19 protein-coding genes are annotated in these 19632 nt (G+C 66.0%); 9 read left to right on the top strand and 10 right to left on the bottom strand.

Annotated elements, in window-relative coordinates:
- Position 1: 1 nt before the first annotated feature.
- Positions 2 to 643: an Era-like GTP-binding protein gene (locus ACOZ4I_RS17005; protein WP_004590329.1), complete on the bottom strand. Its 642-nt coding sequence runs from the start codon at positions 641 to 643 to the stop codon at positions 2 to 4.
- A gap of 1053 nt (positions 644 to 1696) precedes the next feature.
- On the opposite strand from ACOZ4I_RS17005, the gene ACOZ4I_RS17000 reads away from it, so the two are divergent.
- Positions 1697 to 3268: a Cdc6/Cdc18 family protein gene (locus ACOZ4I_RS17000; RefSeq protein WP_424001655.1), complete on the top strand. Its 1572-nt coding sequence runs from the start codon at positions 1697 to 1699 to the stop codon at positions 3266 to 3268.
- Between the two features lie 28 nt (positions 3269 to 3296).
- Here ACOZ4I_RS17000 and ACOZ4I_RS16995 read toward each other — a convergent pair whose 3' ends face one another.
- Positions 3297 to 3926 carry a S26 family signal peptidase gene (locus tag ACOZ4I_RS16995; RefSeq protein ID WP_424004831.1) on the bottom strand — a complete coding sequence of 210 codons (630 nt, stop codon included), beginning with the start codon at positions 3924 to 3926 and terminating at the stop codon, positions 3297 to 3299.
- Between the two features lie 80 nt (positions 3927 to 4006).
- Complete coding sequence (locus tag ACOZ4I_RS16990) at positions 4007 to 4762, bottom strand: S26 family signal peptidase (protein ID WP_424001653.1); 756 nt, start codon at positions 4760 to 4762, stop codon at positions 4007 to 4009.
- Between the two features lie 89 nt (positions 4763 to 4851).
- On the opposite strand from ACOZ4I_RS16990, the gene ACOZ4I_RS16985 reads away from it, so the two are divergent.
- Positions 4852 to 6429 (top strand): DNA-directed DNA polymerase II small subunit, encoded by a 1578-nt coding sequence (locus tag ACOZ4I_RS16985; RefSeq protein WP_424001651.1) that lies wholly within the window; start codon positions 4852 to 4854, stop codon positions 6427 to 6429.
- 61 nt (positions 6430 to 6490) lie between these two features.
- Here ACOZ4I_RS16985 and ACOZ4I_RS16980 read toward each other — a convergent pair whose 3' ends face one another.
- Entirely contained in the window at positions 6491 to 7924 is a 1434-nt protein-coding gene (locus ACOZ4I_RS16980; protein ID WP_424001649.1) for an ATP-binding protein, read from the bottom strand.
- A 171-nt stretch (positions 7925 to 8095) separates the two neighbouring features.
- On the opposite strand from ACOZ4I_RS16980, the gene ACOZ4I_RS16975 reads away from it, so the two are divergent.
- Positions 8096 to 9394 carry an O-acetylhomoserine aminocarboxypropyltransferase/cysteine synthase family protein gene (locus ACOZ4I_RS16975; RefSeq protein WP_424001647.1) on the top strand — a complete coding sequence of 433 codons (1299 nt, stop codon included), beginning with the start codon at positions 8096 to 8098 and terminating at the stop codon, positions 9392 to 9394.
- 364 nt (positions 9395 to 9758) lie between these two features.
- Here the strand turns inward: ACOZ4I_RS16975 and serB are convergent, their stop codons facing one another.
- The gene (serB, locus tag ACOZ4I_RS16970; RefSeq protein ID WP_424001645.1) at positions 9759 to 10391 is read right to left on the bottom strand and encodes a phosphoserine phosphatase SerB; all 633 of its coding nucleotides are present in this window, start codon (positions 10389 to 10391) and stop codon (positions 9759 to 9761) included.
- 223 nt (positions 10392 to 10614) lie between these two features.
- Complete coding sequence (locus ACOZ4I_RS16965) at positions 10615 to 12792, bottom strand: ATP-dependent DNA helicase (protein ID WP_424001641.1); 2178 nt, start codon at positions 12790 to 12792, stop codon at positions 10615 to 10617.
- Positions 12793 to 12868: 76 nt separating this feature from the next.
- On the opposite strand from ACOZ4I_RS16965, the gene ACOZ4I_RS16960 reads away from it, so the two are divergent.
- A complete protein-coding gene (locus tag ACOZ4I_RS16960) occupies positions 12869 to 13621 on the top strand; it encodes a hypothetical protein (RefSeq protein ID WP_424001639.1) in 753 nt (250 codons plus the stop codon).
- On the opposite strand, the gene ACOZ4I_RS16955 is transcribed toward ACOZ4I_RS16960, so the two are convergent.
- Positions 13600 to 14571 (bottom strand): cation diffusion facilitator family transporter, encoded by a 972-nt coding sequence (locus ACOZ4I_RS16955; protein WP_424001637.1) that lies wholly within the window; start codon positions 14569 to 14571, stop codon positions 13600 to 13602. The two genes, ACOZ4I_RS16960 and ACOZ4I_RS16955, sit on opposite strands and share 22 nt — an antisense overlap.
- A 66-nt stretch (positions 14572 to 14637) precedes the next feature.
- On the opposite strand from ACOZ4I_RS16955, the gene ACOZ4I_RS16950 reads away from it, so the two are divergent.
- On the top strand, positions 14638 to 15147 hold the full coding sequence (locus tag ACOZ4I_RS16950; RefSeq protein WP_424001635.1) for a metallophosphoesterase: 510 nt from the start codon (positions 14638 to 14640) through the stop codon (positions 15145 to 15147).
- A 31-nt stretch (positions 15148 to 15178) separates the two neighbouring features.
- On the opposite strand, the gene ACOZ4I_RS16945 is transcribed toward ACOZ4I_RS16950, so the two are convergent.
- A complete protein-coding gene (locus ACOZ4I_RS16945; RefSeq protein ID WP_424001633.1) occupies positions 15179 to 15853 on the bottom strand; it encodes an ArsR/SmtB family transcription factor in 675 nt (224 codons plus the stop codon).
- A 161-nt stretch (positions 15854 to 16014) separates the two neighbouring features.
- Between ACOZ4I_RS16945 and ACOZ4I_RS16940 the strand changes: the two genes are divergently transcribed.
- From ACOZ4I_RS16940 to ACOZ4I_RS16925, 4 genes are all read left to right on the top strand, one after another.
- A complete protein-coding gene (locus ACOZ4I_RS16940) occupies positions 16015 to 16140 on the top strand; it encodes a hypothetical protein (RefSeq protein ID WP_277815050.1) in 126 nt (41 codons plus the stop codon).
- Positions 16141 to 16183: 43 nt separating this feature from the next.
- A complete protein-coding gene (locus ACOZ4I_RS16935; protein WP_424001631.1) occupies positions 16184 to 17275 on the top strand; it encodes an aminopeptidase in 1092 nt (363 codons plus the stop codon).
- 81 nt (positions 17276 to 17356) lie between these two features.
- Complete coding sequence (locus ACOZ4I_RS16930) at positions 17357 to 17731, top strand: YccF domain-containing protein (RefSeq protein ID WP_424001629.1); 375 nt, start codon at positions 17357 to 17359, stop codon at positions 17729 to 17731.
- 40 nt (positions 17732 to 17771) lie between these two features.
- On the top strand, positions 17772 to 18089 hold the full coding sequence (locus ACOZ4I_RS16925; RefSeq protein WP_424001627.1) for a DUF7577 domain-containing protein: 318 nt from the start codon (positions 17772 to 17774) through the stop codon (positions 18087 to 18089).
- Between the two features lie 3 nt (positions 18090 to 18092).
- Here ACOZ4I_RS16925 and ACOZ4I_RS16920 read toward each other — a convergent pair whose 3' ends face one another.
- Both ACOZ4I_RS16920 and ACOZ4I_RS16915 read right to left on the bottom strand, forming a co-directional pair.
- Entirely contained in the window at positions 18093 to 18929 is an 837-nt protein-coding gene (locus ACOZ4I_RS16920) for a DUF1109 domain-containing protein (protein WP_424001625.1), read from the bottom strand.
- Between the two features lie 117 nt (positions 18930 to 19046).
- Positions 19047 to 19340, bottom strand: a complete 294-nt coding sequence (locus ACOZ4I_RS16915; protein ID WP_424001623.1) for a hypothetical protein — start codon at positions 19338 to 19340, stop codon at positions 19047 to 19049.
- Positions 19341 to 19632: the final 292 nt, after the last annotated feature.

Below are 19632 nucleotides of genomic sequence, written 5' to 3'. Positions count from 1 at the left end.
ATCACCCGAAGTACTCCGCGATCTTGTCGTAGACCTCGTCCATGTTGTCCCCTTCGAGCGCCGACAGCGGGATGGTCTCGTGTTGGGGGTAGGCGTTTCGAATGCGCTGGACCGACGACTCCTCTAGGTCGATCTTGTTCGCGAGGATCAACACCGGGAGGTCCTGGCTCTCGATGATGCCGATGAGCATCGTGTTGACCTGCGTGAACGGGTCGGTCGCGGAGTCCAGCACGTAGATGACGCCGTCGACGTCCTCGCGGAGCCAGTGCATCGCCTCGGCGACGCCCTCCGTGGCCTCGCGGGAGCGACGGACGGCGTCGTCTTTCTCCATGTCGTGTTCCAGGAACTCAGTGTAGTCGACCTTCGTCGTCACGCCGGGCGTGTCGACGATGTCGATGGTGACTTTCTTCCCGTCGCGTTCGATCTCGACGTTCTCCTTCCGACGCGCGCGTCGCGTCTCGTGGGGCACGTGACTTTCCGGTCCAACGGCGTCGCCGGTCCAGTCCCGAGCGATCCGGTTCGCGAGTGTCGTCTTGCCGGCGTTCGGCGGGCCGTAGATGCCGATTCGCTTGGGATCTTCTTCGGAGAACAGCGTCGATGCTGCACGTGAAATGCTATCTTTTAGGTTTGTAAGCAGTCCCATCCTATCCTCCCGCCGCCCGGAGGTGTCCGGTATGGCGGCTCTGCCCGTAAAAGATAGGCGAATTAACTTAAGCCTACGTCAGACAAACATATGTTCGCTGACGGGTGTCGAGGGGACTTTTCCGGTGGACCGCCGAGGACGACCGATCCGACCTTGAGCTGCGTGCCCACGACACGACTTACGGAGTGGGTGCAGACCAGTCGCAGATCAGACCCGGGCCAGACGGGATGCCCCCCCACCCCCTCGTTTCAGGTGGAACCGAAATCCCCTCCGGGGGGAGAACAGATTAAACCGGATTACAGTGGAAACGAGGGATGATTCGGTTCGAGGGCGTCGGTGGAATTTCCTAGCTAGGAGTGATCTATCCCTAGAACACACATCTAGATGTAGTCCCTAGTCTTCCTCCCTTTCTAGTACGGATTTGGTTTAATATATTGTGTATTAAATCTTTCCTCTCCTACCTAGAACGCTATCTTGGCCACCCCCTCCCCCCGTTCCTTTTCGTCGTTCCACCCGAAACGAGGGGGTGGGGGGGTCGACCCGATATCGTCCAGCGTTCCGGTTCGGACCGGGCTCGTCCAGACGCAGACTGCCGTGCGTCACGGCCATCTCGTTCGAGACGAAACGGCGACGTCGACACACCAACCTCCCCACCGTTTCCCGTCGAATCGCTGAACAACCTCTCTCCATCAGATCACTGGACACTTCCGACTGCTTTCTGAAGCCAGCTCGTCCGTGGTCCCATCTGTCGTCGGTTTGGTGAGCGGCTCCGCGGTCACCGCGCCACGCTCGGACGAGACTATATATTTCAACTAAAAAACACTATATCGGACGGCAACTATCCATCCGAAATCGGCGGTATCGGGTCACACGGCGGCGGCACAGTTGCTGGACCGAAATACTTAATATCTAATCACGGAACGGTTCATGTGGTTCAACTGGACGCCGGAGAGCGGCGATTCCCGCTAACGACGACGTTGACGAACTCCTCGCCCTCTCTACCGCGATCTCCGATACGCTCTCCACACGAAACGAAGGGGTACCCTCTCGATTATGACCGACGCAAGCGACGATCCTGATCCGACACCCGACTCGTCGACGGACGACACGTCGAACCCCGTCGATCAGCCTGTCGACGGGGAGCAACGGCGGGACGAGAGCGCAGCGTCGGGGTCGCCCGACCTCGACGACGTGATTCTCGACAGCCTCGATACCGGGACAGACGACTCCTCGGACGAGGCCTCTCGAGGACTGTTCGACGACCTCCTCGAAGGTGAACCGATCTTCGAGAACAAGGAGGTGCTTCGCCCGTCGTACACGCCCCATAAACTGCCCCACCGCGAGGAGCAGATCAACAACATGGCGACGATTCTCGTCACCGCGCTGCGCGGTGACACCCCGTCGAACATCCTCATCTACGGGAAGACCGGGACCGGCAAGACCGCCAGCGCGAAGTTCGTCAGCGAGGAACTGGAGACGACCTCCCAGAAGTACGAGGTTCCCTGCGAGGTCGAGTACATCAACTGCGAGGTGACAGACACACAGTACCGCGTGCTGGCCCAGCTCGCAAACAAGTTCATCGACAAGAACGCGGCGCTCATCGACGACCGCATCGACGAACTCGAAGACCTGCGGTCGCGCGCACGCGAAGACGATGACGCTCTTGACGAGGCCACCTACGACTCACTGGACGCGCTCGACGCGGAGATCGAGTCGCTGGAGGCCGACAAGGCGGAGTTCGAGGAGGTACCCATGACCGGGTGGCCGACCGACCGCGTCTACAGCTCCTTTTTCGACGCCGTGGACTACCACGAGCGCGTCGTCGTCATCATGCTCGACGAGATCGACAAGCTCGTCGAGAAGAGCGGCGACGACACGCTGTACAACCTCTCACGGATGAACTCCGAACTGGAGAACTCCCGTGTGTCGATCATGGGCATCTCGAACGACCTGAAGTTCACCGACTTCCTCGACCCGCGGGTCAAGTCGAGCCTCGGCGAGGAGGAGATCGTCTTCCCACCCTACGACGCGAATCAGCTCCGGGACATCCTGCAGGCGCGCTCGGACGTGGCGTTCAAAGACGACGCGCTCACCGAGGACGTGATCCCGCTGTGTGCGGCCTTCGCCGCCCAGGAGCACGGCGACGCTCGCCGTGCGCTCGACCTCCTCCGAACCGCGGGGGAACTGGCCGAGCGCGACCAGACGGACAACGTCCTCGAAGACCACGTCAGGCAGGCCCAGGAGAAGATCGAACTCGACCGCGTCGTCGAGGTCGTCCGAACCCTCCCCACGCAGTCGAAGATCGTCCTGTTCGCGATCATCCTCCTGGAGAAAAACGGCGTCCGAAACATCAACACCGGCGAGGTGTTCAACATCTACAAGAACCTCTGTGAGGAGATCGACGCCGACATCCTGACACAGCGCCGCGTCACCGATCTCATCTCCGAACTGGACATGCTCGGCATCGTCAACGCCGTCGTCGTCTCGAAGGGACGGTACGGCCGGACGAAGGAAATCTCGCTGTCCGTGCCCACAGAGGAAACGGAGGCCGTGCTCCTCTCGGACTCGCGACTCGGCGACATCGAGGACGTCCAGCCGTTCGTCCAGGCCCGCTTCGACAACTGAGTTCGACTGGGGGGAACGTGCCCGCTCGTTACGCGGGCGTGGTCACGTTCTCGTTGGTGGCGTTCGTCTCGGTCCCGGGCCCCGTCGCTCCTCTGGCCTCGCTCCACTGGAGGCGGATCTGACCCAGCACCGGGACCCGAAGCTCCGCGGTGCCGATGACCCAGGACGGCTTGACGGGGTCGCTGATGGGGTTCGACCCGACCTGGTCGTAGGCACCGTTGTTGTCGCCCTTGGTGATGAACCCCGAGTAGTCGGCCGGACAGGAAGTCAGTTCCTCGCAGTTGTCCGCGCCCCCGATGTACTCCGGATTGGCGCGGTCGTACCAGTTCTCGCCGTCCTCGACCCAGAGCATCGCGCGGTGGATGATCGGCGTCTGCCGGCCGTTCCCGTCGGGCTTGTACACGATCACGTCACCGGTGCGCTGGAACTTCGTGTACCCGCCGTCGCTCGCGGCCGTGACGACGCCGTGGCGAGCGTCGGGGCCGGGAAAGCGCGTCTCCTCCATCACGAAGACGAGGTCCCCCTCTTTGATGTGTGGATCCATACTCGGGCTCTCGATGGCGACGAGCGGGGGCCACACGCCGCTGACGGCGAACAGCAGGATCCCGACGAGCAGCACCGACCCGGCGCTGCTGACGACGTCGGTCACGTACACGATCCCACCCGGCTCGTCGTCCTCGTCCGACGACCGACGGTCTCGACCGGCCATTCCTATCGCGAATACTCGGAGGCCGCCAATCAACCTTCTGTTGTCACGTTGGCAGCTCCGACCGGCCGGGTCGCCGTCTGGTCGTCTCGGTCTCCCGGGCCGAAGTCCGGTGTCTCGGCGGCAGACCCCACCGACGGCCCCCCGGCCCCGGTGGGCCACAGCCGGACGAACCCGAGGCGGGGAATCCTGACGACACCGGTTCCGACGACCCATGCCGGCCGGACGACGGTGCTGGTCCCCGTCACCTGGTCGTAGGCACCGTTGTTGTCGCCCTTGGTGACGAAGCCGCTGTGGGGGGCCGGGCAGTTCCGCAGTTCCCGACAGCTATCGGCGCTCCCGACGGCGTCCGCGTCCACCCGGTCGTACCAGTTCTCGCCGTCCTCGACCCAGAGCATCGCGCGGTGGATGACCGGCGTCCGCCGCTCGTTCCCGTTCGGCGCGAAGACGATGACGTCGCCGGGCCGGTCGAAGGTTCGATAGCCGGTCTCGGTTCCGCGTTCGGCCGTGACGACGCCGTGGCGAGCGTCTGGGCCGGGGAACCGCCCCTCGTCCATGATGAACACCATGTCACCGGTGTCGATGTGTGGCTCCATGCTCCCGCTCTCGATAGCGACGAGCGGAGGCCACACGCCGCTGACGGCGAAGAGGAAGAGGCCGACCAGAACCACGGCACCGACGCTCGTCCCGACATCTCGAAGGTACACCGACCACGGGACGGCATCCGCTTTGGGTCCCCGTTGCTCGGACTCTGCCGGCGTGCGGTCCGTCGACGTGTCGGGGCCCATCCGTACCTCGCGTTGCCGACACCACGGCATCAATCTTGTGTCGGGCGGCGGTCCGCTATCCTTTTGCCCGCGGACGCGGAGTGTCGAACGTGCCTCTGGAGACGCCGGCACGCATCGTCAGCGAACTCGCGAGCCGTGGCTACAACGCCGAGCGGGAGGCGGTGACCCGCATCGCCGACACGCCGGACCCCGCAGCGACGCTCGACCGCGCACTCGAAACGCTCCCCGACGACGCGCTGAAACTGACGACGGACCACGTCGAATCTGTTGTAGAAGCAACAGAAACGGCACGGGGCGGTCCGAAAACCGAGTCTGGCTCGACGCCGGCGTCTCCGTCTGACGCGACCACTTCGGACGACCCCGACCCCCCTATTTCGACTGGAACGACCCCCCAGCCATCGGCCGACGAGGGTGGGAGCGTTCCACACGAAACGGGGGGGTCCCGGGATGTCGATCCATCGCTTCGCGCCATCGAAGTCGCGAACGACATGACCGGCCAGTCGACCGGAACCGGCGAGTACTCCGACTTCGTCACGGTGTTTCGCGACCGCTACGAGAAGCTTGCGAGCAAGCTTCGCGGCCGGGTGAACCACCGCCCGACCGACGCCATCGAGAACATGGCCGGCGGCAGCGAGGCCGCCCTCATCGGCATGGTTTCGGATATCCGCTCGACGGCCAGCGGCCACTGGCTGGTCGAACTCGAAGACACGAACGGCACGTTCCCGTGTCTCGTGATGAAAGACCGGCCCATCGCCGACCTCGTCCAGCAGCTCCTCATGGACGAGGTCATCGCCGTCGAGGGGACGCTGGCCGACGACGCCGGCATCCTCTTCGTCGACTCGCTGCACTTCCCGGACGTGCCCCGGACGCACAAGCCCTCGACGGCAGACCGACACGTCCAGGCGGCGCTCATCTCCGACGTCCACGTCGGGAGCCAGGAGTTCATGGAGGACGCCTGGCACCGCTTCACCGACTGGCTCCACACGCCCGAGGCCGAGTCCGTCGAGTACCTGCTCATCGCCGGCGACATGGTGGAGGGCGTCGGCGTCTACCCGGAGCAGGACAAGGAACTGGACATCATCGACATCTACGACCAGTACGAGGCCTTCTCGGAGTACCTGAAGGAGGTCCCCGGCGACATGGAGATCCGGATGATCCCGGGCAACCACGACGCCGTCCGGCTGGCCGAGCCCCAGCCAGGCTTTGACGAGGAACTGCGGGACATTATGACCGCTCACGACGCGCAGGTCCACTCGAACCCCGCCCTGGTCACCGTCGAGGGCGTCACGGTGTTGATGTACCACGGCGTCTCCCTGGACGAGGTCATCGCCGAACTCCCCGACGAGGAGGCGAGCTACGACGAACCGCACAAGGCGATGTACCAGCTCCTGAAGAAGCGCCACGTCGCGCCCCAGTACGGCGGCCACACCCGCCTGGCCCCGGAGGACCGCGACTACCTCGTGATGGAGGAGGTCCCCGACGTGTTCCACACCGGCCACGTCCACAAGATCGGCTGGGGCGAGTACCACAACGTCCTCGCGCTCAACTCCGGCTGCTGGCAGGCCCAGACCGACTTCCAGAAGAGCGTCAACATCGATCCCGACGCCGGGTTCGCGCCAATCATCGACCTCGATACGCTCGACATGACCGTTCGGAAGTTCACCTGATCGGCTCGTCGGCGAGGCCACATCGCTACACGCGGAGCGATGCCGGCCTCCGGGACCGGCCTCAGGTCGCCCCGTCCGTTCTGAACTCGAACTGCGCGCCCCCGGCCTCGCTCTCGGTCACGTCGACCGACCAGCCGTGGGCCGTCGCGATGGTGCGGACGATGTTGAGCCCGAACCCACCGTCCGCCATCGAGAACTCCTCCACGAAGAGGGAATCCCGTTCCGACTCGGGGATTCCGGGGCCGTCGTCGGCGACGAAGAAGCCGTCGTCCAGCGGGCCGACGGTGACGGTCACGTCGGCGTGGGCGTGGTCGACGCTGTTGCGAAAGAGGTTCTCGAACAGTTGCTTGAGCCGTGTCTCGTCGGCGTCGACCGTCTCGATGCCGTCGGCGACCGTGAGGCTCGCCTCGCGCGTCTCGCTCGTCAGCCACGCCTCCCGGGCGGCCTCGTCGACAGGGACTTCGGTCGTCTCTCCCACGAGTTTCCCCTGTCGCGCGAGCGTCAGGACGTTCTCGACCAGTCGTTCCATCCGTTCGAGCGCGTTCTCCGCCACAGCGAGGTGGCGCGACTCGTCGTCTCGTTCTCGTCTGGCGAGCTCGATCCGTCCGGTGGCGACGCTCAGCGGGTTCCGCAGGTCGTGGCTGAGGACGCTCGCGAACTTGTCGAGGCGCTCGTTCTGGCGCTCCAGTTCCCGCTGGTACTCCTTGCGCTCGGTCACGTCCCGGAGGGCGGTGACAGTGCCGGCGAACTCCCCGTCTTCCAGCGGGAGGAGCGCGAAGTGAAGGTCGAACAGACGCTGGTCCCCAGCCTCGGTTCGGATGGGGACGGCGCTCATCCGTGCCGTGTCGACGTCGTTCGACGGGGAGAGGAGGTCGCGGACCTCGTCGTCGTAGGCCTGCGAAAACCACGGCGGGAGGTGGCCGGAATCGATGAGCCCCCGGTACGGCGTCCCGACGAGTTCCGCGGGGGTCCGCCCCACCGTCGAAGCGAACGCCTCGTTGGCCCACAGAAACGTCCCGTCCTCGTCGAGGACGTGGATGCCGATGGGGGCCGTCTCGATCAGGCTCTCGCGGAGTTCGAGGTCCGCCGCTCGTGTCTCGTCCGCCCCGCTGGTGGGGTCGACTCCGTCGATGACAGCGCCGACGGCGTCGGTGACCGCTCGGTGCAGGTCTTCACTGTCGTCCGCGACGACGTAGCGGTCGATGCCGCCGTTGAGGGCGCGAGCAGCGAGCCGCTCGTCGCCCTCGAAGGCGACGAACACCGTCCCGGTCTCGGCGCCAGTCGCGTCTGCGATGTCAGCCACGTCCAGCGTCCCGGAACGGAGCAGGTCGTCGGTGACTACGATGCAGTCGGAATCGTCGTCAGATCGCCACAGCCACTCGGGGTGGTCGCTCCACTGCACGGCGACCGAATCGATATCGCGGAGGATCCGCCCGAGTCCCGCCCGCGTTTCGGGAGCGACGAGAACGACTGTCGCTCCCGACGGTTCGTTCATACCACCCATATTACACTACAGGCCTATAACTCTTCGAATACATAAGTGGGCCTGAGAATACAGGCCCGAATCCGTTCGCCCCGGTCGACAGAATCGCCGGTATCTCTCAGCAGTGGCGGCCCTCTCCGCTGGGGTCGGGATTAAGCCCCCACAGGTGCAGGACTCGTACGTATGACGGACGATTCAGACCGCGGCTTCGAGACGGACGCGCTCCACGTCGGACAGGAAGAACCGGACGCCGAGACGCGATCGCGCGCGCCGCCGCTGTACCAGACGACCTCGTACGTCTTCGAGGACGCCGAGGACGCCGCCGCACAGTTCGCGCTGGAGAAGCCCGGGCACATCTACTCGCGGCTGATGAATCCCACCGTCGGGATGCTTCAGGAGCGCCTCGCCGCCCTCGAAGGCGGCGTCGGCGCCGTCGCGACGGCCTCCGGGATGGCGTCGCTGAACCTCGCGACGTTCCTGCTCGCCGACGTAGGCGACAACGTCGTCACTGCGTCGTCGCTGTACGGCGGGACCTACACGTACTACACCCACACCGCCCCGCGCAACGGCGTCGAGACGCGCTTCGTCGACACGCTGGACTACGACGCCTACGCGGACGCCATCGACGACGACACCGCCTACGTGCACTGCGAGACAATCGGCAACCCCGCGCTCGTGACGCCCGACTTCGAGCGCCTGGCCGAAATCGCTCACGACCACGGCGTCCCGTTCTTCGTGGACAACACCTTCGCGACGCCGTACCTCTGTAACCCCATCGAGCACGGCGCGGACCTCGTCTGGAACTCCACGACGAAGTGGATCCACGGCCACGGCACGACCGTCGGCGGAATCCTGGTCGACGGCGGCTCGTTCCCGTGGGAGGAACACGCCGACAAGTACCCCGAAATCGCCGGCGACAACCCCGCGTACCACGGCGTGAACTTCCGCGATCGCTTCGGCGACGCGGCGTTCACCTACGCCGCCATCGCTCGCGGCCTCCGGGACCTCGGCTGCCAGCAGTCGCCCTTCGACGCTTGGCAGACGATGCAGGGTCTCGAAACCCTGCCCTCGCGGATGGACCGCCACTGCCGGAATGCGATGGCCGTCGCCGAGTTCCTCGACGACCACCCCGAGGTGTCGTGGGTCACCTACCCCGGACTCGACGACCACGAGACCCACGCGAACGCCAGCGAGTACCTGGACGGCGGCTACGGCGGCATGATCACGTTCGGTCTCGACGCCGGCTACGACGCGGCACGCTCGACTGTCGAGTCCACCGAGATCGCGTCGCTGCTGGCCAACGTGGGCGATGCGAAGACGCTCATCATCCACCCCGCCTCGACCACCCACCAGCAACTCACGGACGAGGAGAAGGCCGCCGCCGGCGTCACCGACGACATGGTCCGCCTGTCGGTCGGCACCGAGGCCGTCGAGGACATCAAAGCCGACCTCGATCAGGCGATCGGCCAGGCGACGAACTGAGCTGATCGACTCTCTCGGCTCCGCAGCGTCCGTTCGCACTCGATCTGATCCCATCCAGTGCGATCCCGAACTCATATTTCGAAATGACTGTTTTCGCGTGAAAATCTGGACGGACGTATCAGGGATTGGCAAAAATATGCCTGTTCAAAACGTTTATGTGTGGAGAGCGTTATTTCTTGGACAAGCCGACCGCTGGCGAGCGCGCGTCGGTTCACGCTCAACCATGTCTGTCATTGGTCCGACAACCACCGCTCGCATCCGATAGGGAGCAGTGCTCCCGGTTTCGAGTCGTCGCTCGGTCGCGTGTCTGTCAGGTCCGTCGACGGGCGACGCCTCGACGATTTTCCAACTGCGGCGTCAAGCGTTACAGAATCCCTTCGGCTTCGAGCACGTCGGACAGTTCTTCCATCGTCTCGACCGTCGTGTCACAGGACGGCGCGACGGCCGGTTTCGGGTCGAAGCCGACCGCCAGGTTCGCGACTTCGAGCATCGGGAGGTCGTTGGCCCCGTCGCCGACGGCCACCGTCGCGTCGCGGTCCTCGCCGACGACGGCCGTCAGGACTTCGAGCGCGTCGTCTTTCGTCCCGGAGATGAGTGGGCCGCGGACCTCGCCGGTGAGCTTTCCACCCTCGACGAGCAGTCGGTTCGCGACGATGGCGTCGACCTCGACCCCCTCCTTTTCGAGTGCCGCCGCGACGCCGCGCTCGAAGCCGCCGGTGAGGATGGCGACGTAGACGCCGGCCTCGCGGAGCGCCTCGATGACCGCGGCCGCGCCCGGGCGCAGGACGACCTCGTCGAAAGCCGCCTGGGCCTTCTCGTCCGGGAGGTCCTCCAGCAGGGCACACCGCTGGCGCAGGCTCTCGGCGTACTCGATCTCGTCGTTCATCGCGCGCTCGGTGATGTCGGCCATGTCCTCGGCCGTGCCGTTCTGGTTTCCGAGCAGGACCGTCATCTCCGAGTCGGAGAGCGTCCCGTCGAAGTCGAAGGCGACTAGCATTACCCGCCCGTTTCACGTGGAGGGTTTCAAACTATCCGGTTTCCGGTCGGTGGCGGGGCCGTCCGCGAGTCGGCGAGGAGGTCGGGGCTTCGGCGGCGGCCCATCGTAGTCGCCGGCAGCCACTTTTTGTGCGTCGGGTTGCCTCGCTCGCAGGGCTCACTCGACACCCGCTCGCACAAAAACACGGGGAAAAAGCGTGTTCTCGCTTCGCTCGAACCCGTACTCAAGGCTTCGGCGGCGGCCCGTCGTACGCGCCCATGTCCTGATAGAAGTTCAGCATCGCGAACTTGAGTTTGTCCGGGTCGATGTCGACCATCTCCCGTCGCTCCTCCGGCGGGAAGGTCCCGCGGACGGCGTAGTCGTGCATCTCCATCTCGGCGGCCTCCGTGTAGCGCTTGTCCAGCAGGATGCGCGCGCCGAAGTCGTCGGGCGAGCGGACGACGCGTCCGAGCGCCTGCCGCGTCTTTCGGATGGTCGGAATCTCGACGGCGTAGCGCCACCCGGCCTCGTCCTCGTCGTCGCCGAAGGCCACGTCGTAGGCGTCCTGGACGGCGTCCATCCGGTCGTCGAGGTGGGGGTACGGGACGCCGACGACGACCACGGTGCGGGCGTCGTCGCCGTCGTAGCTCACGCCCTCGCCGAGTGTGCCCCACAGCGACGTGTACAGCACGCCGTCGTCGTCGTCGGTGAACGCCTCGCGGAGGTCCCGGGCCTGCGTGCCCGGCTCGTCGAGATAGCGCGTCGCGCTCACGGCGACCATGTCGTGATAGCGCTTCGCCTCGCTGTAGGAGGGACAGAACACGAGCGTGTTTCCGGGAGTGAACCGGACGATGTCTTCGAGCGTCCGGGCGATGCGCTGCTGTGTCTCGGGGTTGTCGCGTTCGCTGGAGAACAGCGCAGGGCCGTCGACGGCGTAGGTCCGGCGGCGCTCCTCGGGGAACTGCGCGCCGTAGGCCATCGTCACCGGGTCGTCGACGCCGACCACGTCCTCGGTCACGTCGAACGGCCGGAGCGTGGCGCTCATCAGCACCGACGCGTGGAGGTCGGCGAACAGGTCGCGGGTGACGTTCTCGGGGATGCAGGTGTACAGTTCGGCCCGACCGTACACCTCGTCGGTCGACTCGTCGCGGCGGACGCTGACCACCGGGTACTGGCCCGACTCGTCGGACTCGTCGAGCCAGTCCGAGACGAACGCCGCAGCCTGGAGGGTCTGACACTCCTTTCTGGTGTCGAGGTCCCCCTCCTTGAACGCCTCCAGATAGCGCTCGTCGAGGTCCCGGCCGAGTGAGAGCGCGAGGTCCAGTTCCTCGTGGAACCCGGGGCCGGTGTAGCCCTGCAGGAAGGACAGCGTCAGGTCGTCGCGCCTGTCGTCGTTGGCGATGGTCACGTCCTCCCAGTGCTCATCGACGGCCTCCCGGTCGCCGAAGCCAAAGGCGTCCTCGTAGGTCTCGACCAGCGCGTCGCGGAACGTCGCGAGGACGTTGGCCGCGCTCTCGGCCCTGGCGTCGTCCTCGGCGTCGAGTTCGTCCAGGGCCTGGTCGAGCGTGTTCTCGGTCAGCGTCCGCCGGGCGTGGTCGCGGGCCGCCGACTCGACGTTGTGGGCCTCGTCGAAGACGGCGATGATGTCTTCGGGGTCCCGGCCGATCCAGTGGAAGAACTGCTCGCGGATGGTCGGGTCGAGCAGGTGGTGGTAGTTACAGACGACGAGGTCGACGCCGTCCATCCCCTCCTTGAGCAGTTCGTAGCCACACAGCCCCTGCTCGTGGGCGTACTCGTACACGTCGTCGGGGGTGCGCACGTCGTCGAACAGCCACGCGTAGAACTCGCTGGTGTCGACGGTGAGGTTCCGGTAGTAGTGGTCGCAGGTCGAGCGCTCGCTCTGGATCTCCTCTCGCTCGTCCTGCAGGTCCCGCAATTCTTCCACGACGGCGTTGCGGGCCTCCATCGCGTCGCTGCTGCCGGCCTGCCCGTCTTCGAGGAGTTCGCCCTCGCGCTGTTCGAGTTCGGCGATGTCGCTCTCGACCTCGACCAGGTCCCGCGTCGTGTCACGCAGGGCCTGACACTCCTCGTAGTCCACGTCGATGTGACACATCGAGCCCTTGCCGCGGAAGACCACGGCCCTGAGGCGCTCCTGGTCCGTGATCGCTCTGGCGTCCTCGACGAACTGGCGCATCTGCTGGTGGACGTTCGTCGTGATGACGACGGTCTTGCCCGTCTCGCGGGCGTGTTCGAGCGCCGGGACGAGCGAGGCCAGCGTCTTGCCGGTCCCGCAGGCTCCCTCGAACAGCACGTCACGACCCTCGTCGAGCGCGTCGTAGATGGTCCCCATCGCCTCGCGCTGGTGGTCGTACGGCTCGTCGAAGGGGAAAAAGCGCAGGTAGCCGTCGTCGGTCGTCGCCACGGGCCACGATTGGCCGTTCACCGGCAAAAGGGTTCGCCCCCACAGGTACTTGCGCGCCGCGGCCGTCGGTCAGTGTATGTGGCGGGCCACGCTCGTCGTCGCAGTCGCCGTCCTCGCGGGCTGTTCCGGACTCCTGCCGAGCGGGGCGACGGCGAGCGACGACGGGCCGGTCACGCCGGTTCCGGTCCCCACCAGTGCGAACGAGGCGTCGGTCTCCGTCCCCATTACCAACGGCACGGTCGACGTCGAGCGACTGCTGGAACGCCACCGCCTGGCGCTCGAATCGCGGAGCTACCACCGCCACGTCGAGCGCGCCGGCCCCCAGAACACGCTCGACGTGTGGGTCGACCGCGACGCCGGCGTCCAGCGCGTCCGCCAGCGATTCGGGCCGCTGACGGACGACGGCGTCATCGTCGACGGGACGCTGTACGTCAACGTCCGCGACGACCCCGACACGCCGTTCGTCGCGCGGTCCGTCCCCGCGAACGCGTCGCTCGTCGACTCGGCCACGGGCGTCGCCCTCTACCGACACCTCTTCGCCGGCGGCACGTACAGACAGGTCGACACCGTCTCACGAAACGGCCAGCCGGTCGCCGTGCTCGCGGCGACGGAGACCACGCGGACCCGGCCCGGTGAGAACGCGTCTCGCGTCGTCCGATCGCGCGTCTACGTCGACCAACGGGGCGTCATCAGACACGTCTCCCACGACGAGCGGCGGCCGGCGAACCGGGACCTCACGCTCGAAGTGACCGTCACCACCGGCATCGACCGCATTCCGGTTCCGTGGTGGCTCAAAGAGAACGACCCCTACACTTCGGGCTCGATGTAGACCTTCTTGACGTCCCCGTTGGCCGCTTTGATCGCCGCCTCGATGGCACTGATCGCGTCGTCGACCGACTCCGTGTCGAGGCCGGGGTCGAGGGCCACGTCGGCCGAGATGATGACCTCGTTCGGGCCGAAGTACACCGTTCGGAAGTCGACGATGTCCGTCACGTGGTCCTGTCGCGAGACGACCTCGCGGAGCCGGCGTTCCTCGTCCTGCGGGAGGCTCTCGCCGAGGAGCAGTCGCTTGTTCTCCCAGGCCAGCGCCAGCGCGAAGCCCATCAGCATGATGCCGATGAGGAGCGCGGAGATCCGGTCGAAGAACGGGTTCCCGGTCATCTGTTCGAGGAACAGGCCGACCAGCGCGATGACGATACCCGCCAGCGCGATGGTGTCTTCGGTCAGCGCCGTCAGCGTCGTCACGTCGCTGGTCTTGCGGAACGCCTCGCGATAGCCCGACCAGTCGTTGCGGTCGATCTGACGTTTCATCTCCGCGCGGGCCTTGACGAGCGCGTACGTCTCGAAGGCGAACGCGCCGAGCAGGACGGTGTAGTTGACCCACAGCGGATCGAGCCACGTGGGCGGCGTAAAGGAGAAAAAGAGGAACTCGACGCCCTCGCCGGCGTGTCCGCCGCCGCCGTGACCGCCGGCCGTGAGCTGGCTCCAGCCGTGCTTCGCGCTCTCCCACCCGGCGATGCCGAACAGGAACACGGAGACCAGGAAGCTGTAGAAGAACTGTGCCTTGCCGTACCCGAACGGGTGTGTTCGGTCGCGGTCGCGACCGCTGAACCGGATCCCGATGAGGAGGAACACCTGGTTCCCGGTGTCCGAGATGCTGTGGTACGTTTCCGATAGCATCGCGGCGCTGCCGGTCAGGAGGAAGCCGAAGAACTTGAGGATGGCAATCGCACCGTTCGCGATCAGGGCGGCGATGACGACTGATTTACTGCCTGCCATTATTTTTCCGTCACGACCAGAACGCAAAATGCTTCTGGATTTATAGCTGGCACCACAACGGCCCGTATGCTCACCGTCATCTCAGACACGCACGGGACCGACGGCCACCGCCTGACCGGTCGGACGCTCGACGCGGTCCGAGAGGCCGACCACGTCGTCCACGCCGGCGACTTCACGACGGAAGCGGTCCTCGACGCCGTCGAGGCCGAATGCGACCGGCTGACGGCCGTGATCGGCAACAACGATACGCCGACGGTCCGCGCCCGTCTCCCCGACCTGGCGACGCTGTCGTGGTCCGGCCTCCGAATCGTCGCCGCCCACGGGCACGAACACACGGAGACGTCCCTGGGACTGCTGGCGCGACAGGAAGACGCGGACATCGTCGTGGTCGGCCACTCGCACAAGCCCACCATCACCCAATTCGGCGGCTGGACGCTTGTCAACCCTGGAAGCTACGCCGACCCGCGACGCTACCGGCCGGCCCACGCGGAACTCACGACGGACGCCGGCGCGGTTCGGATCCGTCTCCGGTCGCCCGACGGGACGCCGCTCTCGACGGCCGTCGTCGAACGCTGAAATTCGCCGAAAAAACTGCTGGCTGCTATCGTTACTGGCGCACGTACCACAGTGCGGCCATCCCGGCGAGGACGAACGCGCCCCCGGCGAAGAAGGCGAGTCCCGGCGGAATCACGGCCGACGCGGCCTCCGCTCCGCCCTGTGCGGCCGTGTCGAACACCCCTGCGGCCGTCTCGAACCCGCCGTCGGCGACGGTCCCGTTGTCGACGTAGAGGTTCGGGTCGCGGGCGGCCGTGTCCGCGCTCCCGGAGGACACGGTCGGGCCGCCGAACAGCGAGTTCCCGAACACCTGCTGGACGAGCAGGCTGGCAAAGCCGATGATCGCGAGCCCGCCGATGAGGTTCGCGAGCGCCGCCCGCAGCCCCGAGGTCTCCTGTTCGTCCCCGGCGCAGATGACCAGCGGCTGGTTGGCCGGCGCGAACACGTCCATCTCGCGGCCCTTCTCGGAGTACGCCGTGTCGACTACCTCGACCGCGCCGGCGTTCTTGAGTTTCTTGAGGTGGTACTGTGCGTTCTGGAGCGACGTGTCGACGCGATCGGCCAACTCGGAGGGCGGCGCTGGCTCCTTGTTCAGTTCCGACAGCAGATTACGGGCCGTCTCTGCCGAGAGCGCCGACAGCACGTCGTCCGCGTCGTCACTGTCGACACCGATGACTCGGGGTTCGGCGTCCGGGGTCGCCGGGTCCCGAGAAGGCAGCAGCGACATGATAATCAATATGTTCTATGGGATTATGAGTGTTTGCCAATGCACAGTCGTCATTGTAGCTATCGGTCAAACCGGGATTTTACACTTCGATTTCGCCGGTCTCAGGGCCGGAACCGCCAGCCCCCGAAAGGACTTTGAGCGCCGCTCGACAAGCCGCCGGTATGGAAAACTGGCTCATGTACGGGGTCCTCGCCGCCGTCCTCCTGTTCTTCTTTTTCATGTACCTGATGCTCCGCCGGACCTTTCAGGGATTCAAAGAGGGGTTCCAACAGAGCAAGAAGAAGTAGCCGGGAGGGCAACGGGTAAGGCCCGCCGGCGGCCCCTAGCGGTATGGACCCGCGCATCCGCGAACACGCAGAGGTCATCGTCGACCACTCCATCGACCTGAGCGAGGGCGACAACCTCGTCATCGACGCCCACCCCGTCGCCGAGGACCTCGTCGTCGCGCTTCACGAGTTCGCCGCCGACCGCGGCGCGAACCCGCTCGTCGTCCAGGATCGACTCGGCGAGCGGTTCCGCCGCGCCTTCCTGCGGAACCGCGAGGAGTTCGAGACGCCGAGCCACGTCGAGGCGCTGTACGAGGAGATGGACGCCTACGTCGCCATCAAGGGCAGCGAGAACGTCACGGAGACGAGCGACGTGGACCCCGAAATCACGGCGGCCTACCAGCAGGCCCAGCAGCCGCTCCTCACCGAGCGGCTGTCGAAGACCTGGTGTCTCACCCAGTACCCCGCGCCCGCCAACGCCCAGCTCGCCCAGACCTCCACGGAGGGCTACGAGAACTTCGTCTGGGACGCCGTCCTCAAGGACTGGGACGCGGTCCGCGAGCACCAGTCTCAGATGGTCGACATCCTCGACCCCGCCGACGAGGTCCGCATCGTCTCGGGCGAGACGACGGACGTGACCATGTCCGTCGCCGGCAACCGGACGCTCAACGACTACGGCGAGAAGAACCTCCCCGGCGGCGAGGTGTTCACCGCCCCGGTCGCCGACAGCGTCGAGGGCGAAGTCCTCTTCGACAAGCCGCTGTACCACCAGGGTCGGGAGGTGACCGACGTGGCCCTCGAATTCGAGGGCGGCGAGGTCGTCGAGTACAGCGCCGGGAAGAACGAGGACCTGCTCGACGAGGTCCTCTCGACCGACGACGGCGCGAGCCGACTGGGCGAACTCGGCATCGGGATGAACCGCGACATCGACCAGTTCACCTACAACATGCTGTTCGACGAGAAGATGGGCGACACCGTTCACATGGCGGTAGGACGGGCTTACGAGGAGACTGTGGGCGAGGACAACGAGCGAAACGAGTCCGCCGTCCACGTCGACATGATCGTCGACATGAGCGAGGAGTCGTTCATCGAGGTGGACGGGCAGGTCGTCCAGCGGAACGGAACCTTCCGGTTCGAAGACGGGTTCGAGGGCTAACGACCGGGAATCAACCCTGTCGTCCGGTGCCGACACGCTCTCGGACCGGAAACTTATGCCGACAGACCGGGTAGATCGGGTATGAGCGACCAGCCGTCTCTATTCGTCCGCGCGGCGTGGTTCCTGCTTGTCGGGTGGTGGGCGACCGGTCTCTGGCTCTCGGTCGCGTGGCTGCTGAACGTCACGATCGTGGGTATCCCGCTCGGCATCAAGATGATCAACAGGGTGCCGTTCGTCCTGTCGCTGAAGCGCCGCGACCCGCTCGTGGAGTCCAGCGACGGCGGGAGACAGCACTCGCTGCTCGTCCGCGCCGTCTGGTTCATCTTCGTCGGCTGGTGGGCCAGCGGCGTCTGGACCGGCGTCGCCTACGCCCTCTCGGTGACCGTCGTCGGCCTCCCGTTGGCGATCTGGATGTACAACCGCCTCCCGTGGGTCGTCTCGCTGTATCACTACTGACCGGCGAAGGATACACGGTCGTCCAGACCCACGTGAACGTATGCCAATCGGGCAGGTCGAACTGGCGTTCCGCGTCCTCACGGGGCTGTTCGTCATCGTCGCTCCGGCGCTCCTGTTCCTGGGCCTCTGGCGCGGCCTGGAGGCGATGCGCGACGACGAACTCATCGAGCAGGCCCAACAGCGCGCCGAGACGCTGGAGCAGTCGCCGGCGGGGTCGCCGTCGGTCGCGCCCTCACCGGGACGCCACGCGTCCGCACCGTCCGCTCCGTCGGTCGTGCGGTGTCCGTCCTGCGGGACGCGGAACATGCGCGACGCCACGTACTGTCAGGAGTGCCTGGCCGAACTCGTGGGAACGTGACGGTCAGTCGGACCGGTCGTTCTCGTCGATGGTGATCGCGATGGTCGGCTCCGACCGCTCGGCGTCGCATTCGATGCCCCGCTCGACGGCGTAGGTTGTCGGCTCCGTCCGGTTCGCGTCGAGCGTGAACTCGCCGGTGAGGGCGTAGGTCCGCGTCGTCGACCCGCCGATGGTGTCCTCGTCCCACTCGATGTCGGTGCTCACCCACAGATCTTCACGGAGAGCGGTCTCCCCGACGATACAGCCCGAGACGTCCGGCAGCGAGAGCGCACGGGTGAACGGCGACGGGTTCGCGGCGGTGATCGCCCCGATATCGCGCGTGACGGACACGTAGTTTCCGCCGTGTTGCTCGCCCGCCGGCATCGTGACAGTGACCGACTCGTTCGTCTGCACGTCGTAGCGCACCCCGCCGGTGGCCGCGTCCGCCCCCACGAGGAGGACGCTCAGCACGACGAGTGCGCCGAGGGCGTAGGCCGCCGGCCGCCGCGACAGCGACGGGAGTCCCCGGCGCAGCGCGTAGCCGAGTCCGACGAACAGCACCGCCGACGCGGCGAGCAGGAGGAAGGTCCCCGTCTCGCCGGGGCCGTAGCGGACGACGACGTAGCCGACGAACACGACGTAGGTCACGCCGGCGAGCGCGAAGGCGACCACGTCCAGCACGTCCTGTTCCAGGGCCACGCCGGCGAGGACGAACGCGACGAACCCGAGCAACAGCAGCGCGGCCTTCACCGTTATCGAGAGGTCGAACACCACGTCGCGGACGAAGTACAGGAGCGCTGCCGCGGCGAACAGGACACCGAGTGCGTACAACAGTTTGCCGCTGTCGATAGCGAATCGCATGGAGGGCTTCGATCGCACCTTCTCATCATCTGATTATCAAATTGGCGGCTGGGTATCGCTCGCCACGGCACAGGCCGGGCTGCCGCACGAAAACGCACGTTCGACGGTCTCAGTCCCTCACACCGCGTCATCTGGCTCGTGGCGGTCACGCATCCGCTCGGATTCTGTCGCGTAGCGCTCTCGCCGCTCGGTCGTCTCGACCGGCCGCAACTCGTCCGATGACGCCTCGATCGCCGCGGTGACCTCGGGGGCGCTGCCGCCGAATCGGTTGAACGCACGCTCCTTCTGGAGGTAGCGCGCCCCGTCGGGCGTCGCGTACACGAGCACGAGGATGTGCGGCGAGTCCGCGGAGAACGTCCGCTCGACCATCCAGACCTGTTCGGTTTCGGCGGTCGGTTCTGTGTGACTCATACGTGAAGATACGCCGTCCAGCCCAGTCAGTCGCCGTGGCTGTTCCCGTCCAGTGAGAACCCCAGCGAAGCGCTTCGAGTACCGGATCGCCGTCCGTTTAGCCGTGCAGCGGTGCGTCGCCGTGCGGTCACTCGTCGGTCGTCGCCGACCGCTCAGTCGTCGGCAGGTGCTCGATCGCTACCTGAGCCACCGGACAGCGGCGTCCGCTCGACGACGGTCCGCATCCCACCTTTTTCTGCCTCGGGTGTGCTCGCTCCGCTCGCACACCGCTCGTTGAAAAATCTGGACCAAA

Origin of the sequence: Haloarcula salina (assembly GCF_049603855.1) — an archaeon.
In the GTDB taxonomy this organism is placed as follows: domain Archaea; phylum Halobacteriota; class Halobacteria; order Halobacteriales; family Haloarculaceae; genus Haloarcula; species Haloarcula salina_A.
Note: the sequence above shows the minus strand (reverse complement) of the source record. Positions and strands in the feature narration are given on the sequence as shown.